Below are 12,910 nucleotides of genomic sequence, written 5' to 3'. Positions count from 1 at the left end.
TCTCCCCAACCCCTTATTCTTTGAGGGGCTTTTAAACTTTGTGCGCCAGATGCGATTTGACGCAGTCAAATGATTTCCTAAGTAATAAAAAATAGCCCAGGATCTGTCCCTGAGCTATTTCGCCTTTTATTTAGTTGAATACTGGTGTGTCATAAATAAATCCGCTGGTGCTTGAATATACGCTTTGATATGTATTCATCAGCTTGCCGATGGACTGGGCATAGGCCGGATCAGAGGCATACTGATGCCAGAGATAATTTAGATTTTGGTTATAACGGATTTTATAAAGTGTATTTTGTTTATATGTATTGTTGTGAACATACCATTTAGATAAAAATTTACCGGCTCCCTGAATGGCTTTATCCACACTCGTCCAGCCCTGATTATAAGCGTAAGTGAATCCGCACAACTGTGGAGCGGCATCGACTGCTTTTATGCCATAGAGGTTATAGACTGTTTTTTTCTGCTCCGCTGCGGATAAAGTTTTTACTTCCAAATATCCGTTTTCTGTTTTGACATACTCCCGTTTACTTTTTCTGTCTTTAGAGGCTATGTATTTAAATGCTGTGATCTCGCCAGAAGAGTCTTTTGTCAGAGATTCACCGGTAACAATTTTACCTTTTAGATTTACAGATTTCAACTTTGTATCTTTTAAATCAGCAGATTTAATTCCCTTTGCCAATGTGCTCGTCCCATAACCGCTTTCCTGTACTGTCTGGCAAAGAAAATATAGTGGGTCCAGATTATAGGTCTTTGCGGTATTTGTAATGACTGAGGCTTTTCCTGACAGAACACTTCCGGTTTTTTTAGAAACCATAGTTTGAAGTGTGGAATTAAATTTGGAAGAATTAACCGAATGATAGGTGTCTATGCGAAGAAATTGGAAACTGTTCGTATTATCCGCAGTTACGGGGATGTATTTTTTATAGTCGATCGTTTTTCCGCCGTAAGTTTTCCATTGGGCCTGCTGTTTTTTTATGTAATTGTTCAAAGTCGTATTATACTTTGTTGTCGTATTGGATTTGACTGGTGATACAGGTTTGCTTTCGGCAGGCTTTGCATAATCAATGCGTTTTGCGGAACTTGAGTATGTATAGCTGATGCCCAGATATTTGGCTGTAAATTTCGCCGGGAGCAGAATATAGTTTTTGTTGATGCTTCTGTATTTTACAGTCAGCGGAGCAGTAGTAAATGTCCGTTTTACTCCGTTGGTATAGGCATACTTTTTATTTTTATAGAAGGTGATCGTCTTCTTTCCGTTGGTGAGTACCAGCTTTCCGGTCTTGCTGTTGTAGCTTCTCTTTACTTTCGGTCCGTTTTTCACGATCGCATTATAATATGGAAGCATGTTGACCTTGTTGATCTGGATGCCCGGGGCCTTTCCTAAATCGATTTTTTTTCCTTTATAATAAAATGTGAGCTGTTTTCCCTTGTATGTGCGGTTTTTTCCGGAATAACGCAGTGACAGGCTTCCTGCGAAGACAGAGGCACTCATAGAGACGCTCAGTACCACGGACATGGCGAGTATTTTAAGTCCTTTTTTTCTCATGGTAGATATTTCCCTTCCTTTCTTTACCAAAGATAAACTTACTATAACACGGATCGCACCGCAAAAACAAGGATTTTGCATGGAAAAGAGCAGGAAATACTATCCATGGAGATTGACAAAAAGCAAGTAGTTTGATAGTATATTAACGTATGAATTTAGTACGCTAATGTGCTATCATGACAGGAAATAAAAACGGAGGAGTTTTAGGATGAGAGTGAAAAAATTATTAGTGCTTTGCGTGAGTGCTGTGCTGGCAGGGTCTATGCTTTTGGCAGGATGTTCAAAGAAAGAAGAAAGTAAGACAGACGAGTCTCTTCAGTATGTAAAAGACAACAAAGAATTAATTCTGGGATTGGATGCATCTTTCCCTCCTATGGGCTTCACAGATAAGGATCAGAAGATCGTAGGTTTTGACATTGATATGGCAAAAGAAGTTACCAAGAGAATGGGGATCAAATTAAAATTACAGCCGATCAACTGGGATTCCAAAGACCAGGAGCTGCAGGGCAAGACAATCGACTGTATCTGGAACGGCCTGACATACAGCGAAGACAGAGCAAAAGAGATGCTTTGTTCTGAATCTTACATGGATAACCACCAGGTAATGCTCGTACCGGAAAAGAGCAAGATCAAGAGCTTAAAAGACATTAAAAAGCAGCAGGTGGGAGTACAGAAAGGTTCTACGGCGGCAGATGCGGTTGACAAGACAGAAGAATTAAAGAATGCAAAGATTGTTTACTTCGGCAATAACGTTGAGATCTTAAATGACCTTGGAAATGGCTGTGATGCAGCTGTCATGGATGAAGTGGTAGCAAAATATTACGCCAAAAAGGACCCGGGAAAATTCAAGATCTTAAATGACAATTTAAGTACTGAGAAATATGTCATTGGGTTCCGTACCGGAGATGAGAAACTGAAAACCGAAGTGGAAAACCAGTTAAAGGACATGAAAAAAGACGGAACATTGGCTAAGATCAGTAAAAAATGGTTTGGCGAAGATCTGACAACAATCAAATAAGAGACAAGAAGCAAGAGGCTTTTTTCAAAGCCTCTTGATTTTTTCACCAACACAGAAATTAATTTCTGACAAGAAAAATTCCGGAAAATTTATACTTATAGGAGCAAAGAAATGATAGATAGTATCATACAATGGTTTGAAAAACTGCCTGGCATTGCAGATATGCTGTTACATAACGGATTGGATCAGACACTGATCATCTTTTTCCTCACACTGGTCTTCGGTCTGACATTGGGGCTTGTGCTGGCGCTTGGGAGGATGACCAGATTTAAGATCATTCAGCTGCCGGTGCGTTTTTACCTGCTGATCATGAGAGGTACACCGCTTATTCTCCAGTTATACGGATTTTATTTCGGCCTGAATCTGCTTTTAGGCATACGAATCGAGCGAACCATGGCCGCAGTCGTGGCATTTTCCTTAAATTATGCCGCTTATTTTGCGGAGATCTACCGGAGCGGAATCCAGGCAATACCGAACGGACAGTACGAGGCAGCAAAAGTGCTGGGATTCAGTAAGGCACAGACATTTTTTAAGATCATACTGCCGCAGGTAGTCAAGATCATACTGCCGCCTATGGGAAGTGAGTGCATGACTCTTGTAAAAGATACTTCCCTAGCACATGTGATTGGTGTCATGGAAATTTATGTGGTCGCAGCCAATAATATGTCCAGAAGCCGCGGGATGGAATATTTGATCGTGGCAGGTATTTTTTATCTGATCATGAATATGATTGTATCTAAAGTTTTTGGCATCCTGGAAAAACGGATGAGCTATTATCGTTAAGGAGGAAAGAAAATGAGTGTTTTATCTGTGACTAATCTCCAGAAAAATTTTGGAAAGCTGAAGGTCTTAAAAGATATTTCTTTCCAGATTAACGACGGAGAGATCGTGACGATCATTGGTTCCTCCGGTTCCGGGAAATCCACGCTGTTAAGATGTATGAACCAGCTGGAAAAGGTGACGAAGGGAACCATTGAGATCAACGGCCATACGCTGGTATCCATGAACGGAGACACGCCGGAGTATGCGTCAAAAGAGGTACAAAAGAAAATACTGATGGAGACAGGATTTGTTTTTCAGAATTTTAATCTGTTTCCTCATTACAGTGTGCTGAGAAATGTAATGGAGGCTCCGGTACAGGTGGCCGGTATCCCAAAAGAAGAAGCCAGAGAGAAGGCATTTGGACTGCTCAGGAAGCTCGGACTCGAAGAAAAGGCCGATGCCTATCCGTGTGAACTGTCAGGCGGACAGTCCCAGAGGGTCTCCATAGCAAGGGCGCTGGCGCTGGAGCCGAAAATTCTGTTCTTCGACGAGCCGACTTCTGCACTGGACCCGGAGCTGACCGGAGAGGTGCTGAAGGTCATCAAATCCCTGGCAGATCTGAATATGACCATGGTGATCGTCACCCATGAGATGGCATTTGCGAAAGAGATCTCAGACCGGGTCATCTTCATGGACCAGGGAGTCATCGTGGAAGATGCGGCTCCGGAGGATGTGTTTAACTCAGCCAATGAGCGGACGAGGGAATTCCTCGGAAAGTACCATGATATTGCATAACAGTGCAGTAAACAGGGCTTTTAATTGTTAAGAATCATAGTAAGAAAGGAGCAATCAAGATGATAAAAAATATGCCGAATAAGTTTTCTGAAATTACACCTGAAATTGAAGAACTGGCAAAAAAGTGTGAGAAGAAAATTGATCCCACCCTTTTTGAAAAGTATGATGTGAAAAGAGGGCTGCGGAAACAGAGCGGAGAAGGTGTACTTGCAGGACTGACTGATATTTCGACGATTATGTCCTATATGGTCGAGGACAGAGAGATTGTTCCCTGTGATGGAAAATTATATTATCATGGAATTGACATTGAAGATATTGTCCAGGGATTTATCAAAGAAGAGAGGTATGGATTCGAGGAGACAGTCTACCTCCTTTTATTCGGGGAACTGCCCAATGAGGAACAGCTTCAGGATTTAAAACAGCTCCTGGCGGAATACCGTCAGCTTCCGACAAATTTTGTCCGGGACATTATCATGAAGGCTCCGAGCCGGGATATGATGAATACGCTGGCGAGAAGTGTGCTGACGTTATTTTCTTACGATGATAACGCCAGTGATACTTCCATACCAAATGTGCTCAGGCAGTCGCTTCAGCTGATCGCACTTTTCCCTGTGCTCGCAGTTTATGGATATCAGGCATACAGCCACTATAAAAAAGGAGAAAGCCTGGTGATCCATCCGCCTCAAGAGAATCTGTCCACGGCGGAAAACATTCTGTATCTGTTAAGGCCGGACAGCAAGTATACAAAACTGGAGGCAAAAATCCTGGATCTTGCGCTGGTTCTCCATGCGGAGCACGGCGGCGGAAATAACTCAACTTTCACGACTCACGTGGTTTCCTCTTCGGGAACGGATACATATTCTTCTGTGGCAGCGGCGCTGTGTTCTTTAAAGGGACCGAAACATGGGGGAGCCAATATCAAGGTTGTCCAGATGTTTGCTGATATCAAAGAACATGTGAAGGATTGGACGAATGAGAAGGAACTGAAAGGATACCTGACCAGGATCGTGAGGAAAGAGGCCTTTGATAAGTCCGGACTGATCTATGGAATGGGGCATGCGGTCTACTCTATTTCCGATCCGCGGTCAAAGGTATTAAGTTACTTTGTAGAGGGACTGTCAAAAGAAAAAGGAAAAGAAAAGGAATATGCTTTATATACCAATGTAGAAAAGCTGGCCAAAGAAGTCATTGCCGAAGAGCGCAGAATATATAAAGGCGTCAGCGCAAATATCGATTTTTACAGCGGTTTTATTTACAGTATGCTGGATCTTCCTTATGAACTGTATACTCCGCTGTTCGCCATCGCGAGGATCGCAGGATGGAGCGCACACAGGATGGAGGAGCTTGTAAACGGAGGAAGAATCATTCGTCCGGCGTACAAAGGTGTGGCCGGACATAAAAAATATACACCGATAAAAGAACGTTAATAACATGGAAAAGATATGGGCCTGCCGGAGGAATCCGGAAGGCCCGCTGTAATTTACTGTGCAGTTGTTGTGGAAGGCGCCGCGGTCGTTGCAGGAGCTTCCTTATAAGTATCGAGGTCATCAGGAAGTGTTACTTTCACATCTTTTCCGATACTGTTATATTTAACATTAACGATCATTTTGATCTTAAGCTTCGTATCTTCTTTGCTTGAAACAACCATATTGATCTTCTGTGCAGTGATCTCTGAGTCTTTATTGACGGTCATGGTACCGGACATAGAGTCAAACTTTACCTGATCCGCATAATTGGTACTGGAACCTGCAGCGCCTGTGGAATTCATCTGCCCCATCATTTTATTGATGTAGTCGTTGAGTGCTTTCTCTTTAAACTTAAAGGAGATAATATAATTATCATCTTTCTTTTCCATCTTCAGGTCTTTGTAATTGTCAACAGACATATCAAATTGTCCGGTAGAATTTTCCATCTGTTTCTGCATGGCTGTAAAGTCCATTTTCTGTTTCTGTTTCTGACCGGAATAGTTCATATAGTAGTAACCGTCAGCGTAATAGGCTTTGATGACCATATCCTGACCGGCAATCCCCATGGTGAGGTCCATATCCATCTTCATGTCTTCCGATGTCATGTCAGTAGCCTTCATCTTGAGTCCCATGTTCATCTCAAGGCTGGAACTGGTGGATGAAGTACTGCTCATCTTCATTTTGATATTTCCGCTTATATCGGCAGATTTTACCTTGCTCATTTTCTTCGTGGCAGCTTCCAATACTTCCTCGGGAGTTTTCTTCTTACATCCTCCCAGTGTAAAAAGCATCACGGCAGCCAAAGTAAGTGCCAGAACTCTTTTTAATCTCTTCATAACTGTCCTCCTGTGTTCTTAATAAAATTAGAATACATTACAAAATAATTATATCTGTTTTTCTTTCCAAGGTAAAGCAAAACGAGTATAATACATCATAACAAGAAGGTTGAAAACAAATAGGAGGATGGGAGCATGAAAAGAGAATTATATTTAAAATCTGAAGAAGACAGCCACCGTCTCCATGTATTAGCCATAACGCCTGAACATAAGCCTGAGGCAGTGGTCCAGATCTGCCATGGGATGAGTGAGCATAAGGAACGTTATCTTCCGTTTATGGAATATTTGGAAAGCTGCGGTTATGCTGCAGTGATCCATGACCACAGAGGACATGGTAAGAGTATAGTGAGAGCAGACGATCTTGGATATTTTTATGACACCTCCGGACGGGCCGTCGTGGAGGATGCCCATCAGGTTACAGAGTGGATCAAAAAGGAGTTCCCTGGCCTGCCTGTCCATTTATTTGGGCACAGCATGGGTTCTTTGATCGTGCGGTGTTATTTGAAAAAGTATGACTGGGAACTGAGCTCGCTGACCGTATGCGGAAGTCCCAGTAAAAATCCCCTGGCAAAGCCGGCCGCAGGGATGGCAAAGATCGCATGCAGAATCTGCGGAGACCGGAAGAAAGGTTTATTTTTTCATAAACTGGCATTCGGAGCCTTTAAGAAGCAGCTCAAGGACGGCGAATCTTTCAACGGATGGATCAGTTATGATAAAGATAACGTCAGGAAATATGATGAAGAACCGCTGGACGGGTTTGTCTTTACAAACAACGGATTTTTAAACCTGTTTCATCTGATGGATGAGACTTACAGCCGGAGGGGATGGGAGAAGAAAAAGACTGAGCTGCCGATCTTGTTTATAGCAGGAGAAGATGATCCGTGCATTGTATCCCCAAAACAATTCTGGAATGCGGTCTCTTTTTTAAAGGAGCTTGGTTATGCCAATACGAGAGGAAAGCTATATCCCGGATGCAGACACGAAATATTGAACGAAGCGTGTTCCGATCAGATCTATAACGAAATACTCAAATTTATCGAATAAATGAAATAGAGGATACATAATCATGAAAGCAAAGAGAATACTGCTTACAGCACTCTGTATGATGCTGGTATGGGCAGGAGGAGAGAGACAAATTCAGGGAGCATCGAAAAAACCGGGGAAGCCTTCAGGAGTGATGGCCACCGCCGTAAAAAGAAATGTTGTTCTGTCCTGGGTTAAGGGGAAAAAGGCCACAGGGACGGAGATTTACCTGTACGACAAAGAGAAGAAAAAGTACAGAAAAAAGGCTGTCTCAAAGGCATCCAGACATGTGATCAAAGGATTGAAGCCCGGAGTCAATTATCGCTTCAAAGTCCGTTCTTACAGGAAATACAAAAAGAAGGAATATTACAGCGGATTTTCTAAAACAGTTAAGGTATCAATGGCAGCCAGAGGAGAATCTACCATTAAAAATTTCCTGAAAACAGCCGCAGCCCCGGTGGGCACCACCTTATACATCTGGGGCGGAGGATGGAATAAGGCTGATACCGGAACCGGGAATGACGGGAAGAGGATCGGACTTAACGGCGAATGGAACCGGTTTTTCCTGTCACAGAATTCAGGGTATAATTACAAAAAGTACCGCTACCGCAGAGGAAAAGGGCTGGATTGCTCCGGCTTCGTCGGGTGGACCGTATATAATATCAGAAATACGGTGCCGGGCAAAGGCGGTTATGTGAGGAAGGCAAAAGACCAGCCTAAATTATTCGCTCAAAAAGGCTGGGGAACATATAAAATCAAGAGTAAGGTGACAGACTACAAAGCAGGAGATATTATGGGATCTTCAAGCTGCGGCCATGTATGGATCGTTATCGGCTCCTGTAAAGACGGCAGTGTCGTTTTGGTTCATTCCAGTCCGAAAGGAGTGCAGATTTCCGGAACGGCCACACCGTCAGGAAAGAAAAAAAGCCAGGCACTGGCACTTGCCAGAAAATATATGAAAAAGTATCATAGAAAATGGTACAAAAGATATCCGGACTGTTCCAGGGGAAGGAGCTATCTTACCCAGTACGGACAGATGAGATGGGATATTTCCGGAGATCATATTATGGAAGATCCGGAGGGTTATCACAGGAAAAGTGCTGAGGTGATCCTGAAAGATATATATGAAAACTAGAACACAAGGAGGATAAATTTGAAATAAAGAGGTAGTGGATAGAAAAAACAAAAGGGCATAGCGTTCATCAGAGATTCGTCCGTTTATATTATCCTCATAGATTTTCTGGATTCTTCATATATCCATAGGGTGGATTGCTTGTGAGTGGGAAGCCTGCCATTCCTTTATTGCGTAATACGTTCCGAACTTTCTGGCTCATATTTTTGGCGTGCCATTCGTTGAATAAATCCTGCATGGGCACAAGGTCGCTGATGCCTTTGGCAGTGTCAATTTTGTCTATGATGGCGATATACCTCACGTCCAGACGCTCAAAATTTTCCTCCAACAACTGCCCGACAAAGTTCATCATTTCCATAAATGCGGGTCTTGTGAACGTCACTCCCAAAAGCCCATCCTGCTCGTCGTCGCGGAGTTAAAGCAGAAATGGTTATGCAGATGTCCTCCGTCAAGGTGGGTAACAACGATTATCTGGTAGCCGTGCCATGCGATATATCCTCCTGTCTTTTTTTCTTTTTTCGGGGTAAACAGGGGTGTCCCCTGAGTAAGTCGACGCCCATAAGCGGTGTGGGTTGGGATTATGGCTGACACAATCCTATATCCTTTTCACCTCCGTTCTGGATTCCATTTCTCCTGACTTTTGGATAAATGAAAAAGCCGCTACACCACATCACGGATGACAGGAGAGTATTTCTCCTGCTTTGATTCGTAATGCTATGTAACGGCTTTGAAATTCAAAACCATGCTGCAATACACCAGCCGAAAAGAGCAGCATACTTTCGGTGGCGCTCAGCCTTGTGTGTTGGGTGACATTCCATTCTATAATCTATGTGCTTGTTTCCTGCGTTTCTTAAATTTCTCCTTTGCATACTCATAGGCTTCTTGGATAATTGCGTTTACCGTGGGATGCTGATTTTTGGTTATTGACAAGAATATCAAAATGTGATAGCCTGAATGTAATGAATGAATGAATGAATGACTCCATCAGGATTGTTACTGTGAGGCAGGCAAGACCTGACATTACACGCCGTAACTGAGTGCGTGTAATGGGGGTCTTTTTTTTGTTTTCTCGTCATATTCAGATAAGGAACTTGTAAAGAAACAGATTATCGGGGGAAAGAGAAATGAGTGGAAAGCGATGGATTGTTACAAGTGTGATCAATAACAACGTCGTGAGTGCCAGAAATGAACGTAATCAGGAGAGGATTCTGATTGGAAAAGGAATCGGTTTTCGAATGAAGTCCGGAGACGAGGTTGCTCCGTCAAAAATAGAAAAAGAATTTTTCTTAAAATCCAAAAATGCAGCCGGTAAGCTCTATGCGCTGATTGCGCAGACACCGGAAATATATATGGAAATTACATCTGAAATTGTAAAGATGGCAGAAAAAGAGCTGGATAAAGAACTGGATGAAGCGGTATTTCTGCATTTAATGGATCATATATCGTTTGCTGTTTCCCGTATGAAACAGGGCATTGCTTTTAAATGCGTGTTATTATGGGAAATACGAAGTTTTTATCCAAAAGAATTTGCTGCTGCCAAAAAGGGGTTAGAGCTGATCAATGAAAAAACGGGGGTTGACCTTCCTGAGGATGAGGCGGGCGCGATGGCGATCCATATCATCAATGCGGAGTTTGATTATGAGAATGTGAATGACTCTGTGAGAATGACGGAGCTTATTCATAAAATTATAAATATTGTACGTTACCAGTACCATATGAATTTTGATGAAGAATCTGTACATTCTGTCCGGTTTACCACGCATTTGAAATTTTTTGCCAAAAGAATTTTTCAGGATAATATGCTGGATAGTGACGATTCTGAATTTCATGAAATGATCCGCAAAGAGTACGCAGAGGCTTATATGTGTGCGGAAAAAATAGCAAGGGTCATTTCGGAGGACTATCAGCTGACCGTTACGGAAGAAGAAAAAATCTATCTGGCTGTATATATCCGCAGAATCACTATGGCGGAAGGAAAAGAATAAAGATTGGGAAATTGGGAAAGGACGGTTTACTGCAGGAGCTGGAATTTCTCTTCCAAAATACAGAGCAGCAGAAACCTGCTCCAATTTCATAACGTTAGGGAGGTATTATATGAATCATAAAAAATTAGCAGCCGATATTTTACAGCTTGTAGGCGGTGATAAAAACATAGCCAGTGTTACAAATTGTATGACACGGCTTAGATTTCATTTAAATGATGTAAAAAAAGCAGACGTAGAAGCTATAAAAAAATTAAAGGGTGTTCAGGGCGTTGTAACGAAAAACGGACAGTTTCAGATTGTCATCGGAACAGATGTGGGAAACGTCTGTGAGGAAATCCAAACACTGGGTGATTTCGAAGAGAATGCAGCTGCTGGCAATGAAGAAAAAAAAGGCATAATTGCATCCTTTTTTGGCACATTAACAGCAATTTTCCAACCAGTGATTCCGGCGCTTGCCGGCTCTGGTATGATCAAGGCGCTGCTTGCTTTAATGGTGGCATTTAAATTAGTAGATAATGCTTCCCAGACTTACCAGATCTTCTCTGCGTTTGGCGATGCGCTGTTTTATTTCTTGCCGTTTATTCTGGCGTTTTCCGCAGCGAAGCGATTTAAATGCAACCCATATGTGGCTGCAGTTCTGGCAGGCGTACTGTTACATCCTTCTTTTACCGGATTAAATACCGGTGATGCGGTAAAACTGTTTGAGATTATTCCGGTAACAATGATCTCTTACAGCGGAAGTGTTGTTCCGATTTTACTGATCGTATGGGTACAGTCTTATATAGAACGTTTTGCAAATAAAATATCTCCGAAACCGGTTAAAATTTTCCTTGCGCCAATGATTACCGTTATTGGAACGGGCATTGTGGGAATTGTGATCGCAGGACCCCTTGGAAATCTGGTTGGTCAGGTGATCGCAGTTGGGTTTAACTGGTTAAATGAGTATGCAGGCTGGGTGATTCCTGTTTTGATGGGTACTTTCTGTCCATTCTTCATTATGACAGGTATGCATTACTGCTTTGCGCCGATTCAGACAATTCAGTATGCAACACTGGGATATGGTACAATTCTGGGCCCCGGCATGCTGGCATCCAATATTGCTCAGGGAACAGCAGCGCTTGTTGCAGGTTTTCGAAGTAAAAATAAAGAATTAAAACAGCTTGGTATTTCTTCCGGTGTTACAGGTTTGATGGGTATTACAGAACCGGCTTTATATGGTGTAAACCTCAGATTAAAGAAACCATTATATGCATCTATGATCGGCGGCTTTGCGGCGGGTCTGTACGCAGGTATCACAGGAATTCATACATTTTCTTCTACTACGGCAGGCATTTTTGCACTTCCGGTATATATTGGAGGCGATGGTTTTAATAATGTGATCAATGCAGGGGTTACCATTGTGATTTCTATCGTTGTAACAGCAGCCGCAACATTGATCATTGGATTTGAAGATCCGAAGGAGGAAGAGGAGCGGGAAGATCTCCCGGATAGAAGTATTGAGCCGGAAAGATCAGATAAAGCGGTCAAAATCTCGATAGATTCTCCATTAACTGGAAATATCATTCCTCTTAAAGAGGTGAAGGATGAAGTGTTTTCCAGCGGAATTGTGGGCAAAGGTGCGGCAGTAGTGCCGGAAAAGGGAGAAGTGGCAGCTCCTGAAGATTGTGTGGTAGAATCCATTTTTGACACAGGTCATGCAATTGGGTTAAAAACAATGGACGGAGTGGAGCTTTTGATCCATGTTGGTCTGGATACTGTGGAGTTAAAAGGAAAATATTTTGAGGTACATGTAAAACAGGGTGAAAAAGCAGCCAGGGGACAGCTGCTGATATCCTTTGATATTCAGGGGATCAAGGAAGCGGGTTATGATGTTACGACTCCGATTGTTGTGGCTAATACGCCGGACTATCTGGACGTATTAGCGAAAAAAGTGGGAAAAGCCGGAGAAGATCTGATTACGATTTTAAAATAAGGAGCATTCCCGTAATTCATAAATCTCGTCAATGGACGAGAAAAGAACCTCACAGTATAATTAAGATATCTTCTTACAACTTTAGTGGTAGGAATAGATATTGGAAGTGAGACTCACTTTGCCAGAGGTTTTGAATGGCGGGGATGTGAACTGACCAAGAGAGTTCTTAAATTTAGCAGTGACATCTATGGTTTACAAAGTAACTGTAAACAGTAAAGCGTCCGCCAAGTGCTTGGTGCTGTGAGCAGGAATGTAAGTACATGATACAAAGCAGAGCCAGAATAGCTGCGCTGGATTTTATCCGTAGGGCATGACCCTGTCAAGGAGCATAGGCAGCACCCAACTATAGATAGACAGAACGAAGGAATTTAG

12 protein-coding genes are annotated in these 12,910 nt (G+C 42.5%); 8 read left to right on the top strand and 4 right to left on the bottom strand.

Annotated features, from left to right (window positions below):
* Nucleotides 1-130: 130 nt before the first annotated feature.
* On the bottom strand, nucleotides 131-1,549 hold the full coding sequence (locus tag P8F77_RS14405; protein ID WP_287517259.1) for a glucosaminidase domain-containing protein: 1,419 nt from the start codon (nucleotides 1,547-1,549) through the stop codon (nucleotides 131-133).
* A gap of 208 nt (nucleotides 1,550-1,757) precedes the next feature.
* Between P8F77_RS14405 and P8F77_RS14400 the strand changes: the two genes are divergently transcribed.
* The 4 genes from P8F77_RS14400 (at nucleotide 1,758) to P8F77_RS14385 (ending at nucleotide 5,551) form a co-directional block, all read left to right on the top strand.
* On the top strand, nucleotides 1,758-2,567 hold the full coding sequence (locus P8F77_RS14400; protein WP_034548883.1) for an amino acid ABC transporter substrate-binding protein: 810 nt from the start codon (nucleotides 1,758-1,760) through the stop codon (nucleotides 2,565-2,567).
* A gap of 111 nt (nucleotides 2,568-2,678) precedes the next feature.
* Nucleotides 2,679-3,350, top strand: coding sequence for an amino acid ABC transporter permease (locus tag P8F77_RS14395; RefSeq protein ID WP_024726638.1), 672 nt, complete (start codon nucleotides 2,679-2,681; stop codon nucleotides 3,348-3,350).
* Nucleotides 3,351-3,362: 12 nt separating this feature from the next.
* On the top strand, nucleotides 3,363-4,124 hold the full coding sequence (locus tag P8F77_RS14390; RefSeq protein ID WP_006565643.1) for an amino acid ABC transporter ATP-binding protein: 762 nt from the start codon (nucleotides 3,363-3,365) through the stop codon (nucleotides 4,122-4,124).
* Nucleotides 4,125-4,183: 59 nt separating this feature from the next.
* Nucleotides 4,184-5,551, top strand: a complete 1,368-nt coding sequence (locus P8F77_RS14385) for a citrate/2-methylcitrate synthase (protein ID WP_270433280.1) — start codon at nucleotides 4,184-4,186, stop codon at nucleotides 5,549-5,551.
* Nucleotides 5,552-5,604: 53 nt separating this feature from the next.
* On the opposite strand, the gene P8F77_RS14380 is transcribed toward P8F77_RS14385, so the two are convergent.
* Complete coding sequence (locus P8F77_RS14380; RefSeq protein WP_287517260.1) at nucleotides 5,605-6,426, bottom strand: DUF6612 family protein; 822 nt, start codon at nucleotides 6,424-6,426, stop codon at nucleotides 5,605-5,607.
* Nucleotides 6,427-6,561: 135 nt separating this feature from the next.
* Between P8F77_RS14380 and P8F77_RS14375 the strand changes: the two genes are divergently transcribed.
* The gene (locus P8F77_RS14375; protein WP_287517261.1) at nucleotides 6,562-7,470 is read left to right on the top strand and encodes an alpha/beta fold hydrolase; all 909 of its coding nucleotides are present in this window, start codon (nucleotides 6,562-6,564) and stop codon (nucleotides 7,468-7,470) included.
* A gap of 22 nt (nucleotides 7,471-7,492) precedes the next feature.
* A complete protein-coding gene (locus P8F77_RS14370; protein ID WP_287517262.1) occupies nucleotides 7,493-8,584 on the top strand; it encodes a fibronectin type III domain-containing protein in 1,092 nt (363 codons plus the stop codon).
* Between the two features lie 94 nt (nucleotides 8,585-8,678).
* On the opposite strand, the gene P8F77_RS14365 is transcribed toward P8F77_RS14370, so the two are convergent.
* Together P8F77_RS14365 and P8F77_RS14360 are read right to left on the bottom strand one after the other, a co-directional pair.
* Nucleotides 8,679-8,969: a hypothetical protein gene (locus P8F77_RS14365; protein ID WP_287517263.1), complete on the bottom strand. Its 291-nt coding sequence runs from the start codon at nucleotides 8,967-8,969 to the stop codon at nucleotides 8,679-8,681.
* Nucleotides 8,960-9,172: a relaxase/mobilization nuclease domain-containing protein gene (locus P8F77_RS14360; protein ID WP_303007302.1), complete on the bottom strand. Its 213-nt coding sequence runs from the start codon at nucleotides 9,170-9,172 to the stop codon at nucleotides 8,960-8,962. The genes P8F77_RS14365 and P8F77_RS14360 overlap by 10 nt, the downstream gene beginning before the upstream one ends.
* A gap of 533 nt (nucleotides 9,173-9,705) precedes the next feature.
* Here P8F77_RS14360 and P8F77_RS14355 point away from each other — a divergent pair.
* Nucleotides 9,706-10,566 carry a PRD domain-containing protein gene (locus tag P8F77_RS14355; RefSeq protein WP_270430198.1) on the top strand — a complete coding sequence of 287 codons (861 nt, stop codon included), beginning with the start codon at nucleotides 9,706-9,708 and terminating at the stop codon, nucleotides 10,564-10,566.
* Between the two features lie 109 nt (nucleotides 10,567-10,675).
* Nucleotides 10,676-12,538 (top strand): beta-glucoside-specific PTS transporter subunit IIABC, encoded by a 1,863-nt coding sequence (locus P8F77_RS14350; RefSeq protein WP_024726645.1) that lies wholly within the window; start codon nucleotides 10,676-10,678, stop codon nucleotides 12,536-12,538.
* The last annotated feature ends 372 nt before the right edge of the window (nucleotides 12,539-12,910 follow it).

Source organism: Anaerostipes sp. PC18 (assembly GCF_039789045.1).
GTDB classification, from domain to species: Bacteria; Bacillota; Clostridia; order Lachnospirales; family Lachnospiraceae; genus Anaerostipes; species Anaerostipes hominis.
The sequence above is the reverse complement of the archived record's forward strand: the minus strand, read 5'-3'. Positions and strand labels throughout refer to the sequence as shown.

Coding starts and splice junctions, on each gene's coding strand:
- P8F77_RS14405 (WP_287517259.1), bottom strand. CDS start 1,549: ATGAGAAAAAAAGGACTTAAAATACTCGCCATGTCCGTGGTACTGAGC.
- P8F77_RS14400 (WP_034548883.1), top strand. CDS start 1,758: ATGAGAGTGAAAAAATTATTAGTGCTTTGCGTGAGTGCTGTGCTGGCA.
- P8F77_RS14395 (WP_024726638.1), top strand. CDS start 2,679: ATGATAGATAGTATCATACAATGGTTTGAAAAACTGCCTGGCATTGCA.
- P8F77_RS14390 (WP_006565643.1), top strand. CDS start 3,363: ATGAGTGTTTTATCTGTGACTAATCTCCAGAAAAATTTTGGAAAGCTG.
- P8F77_RS14385 (WP_270433280.1), top strand. CDS start 4,184: ATGATAAAAAATATGCCGAATAAGTTTTCTGAAATTACACCTGAAATT.
- P8F77_RS14380 (WP_287517260.1), bottom strand. CDS start 6,426: ATGAAGAGATTAAAAAGAGTTCTGGCACTTACTTTGGCTGCCGTGATG.
- P8F77_RS14375 (WP_287517261.1), top strand. CDS start 6,562: ATGAAAAGAGAATTATATTTAAAATCTGAAGAAGACAGCCACCGTCTC.
- P8F77_RS14370 (WP_287517262.1), top strand. CDS start 7,493: ATGAAAGCAAAGAGAATACTGCTTACAGCACTCTGTATGATGCTGGTA.
- P8F77_RS14355 (WP_270430198.1), top strand. CDS start 9,706: ATGAGTGGAAAGCGATGGATTGTTACAAGTGTGATCAATAACAACGTC.
- P8F77_RS14350 (WP_024726645.1), top strand. CDS start 10,676: ATGAATCATAAAAAATTAGCAGCCGATATTTTACAGCTTGTAGGCGGT.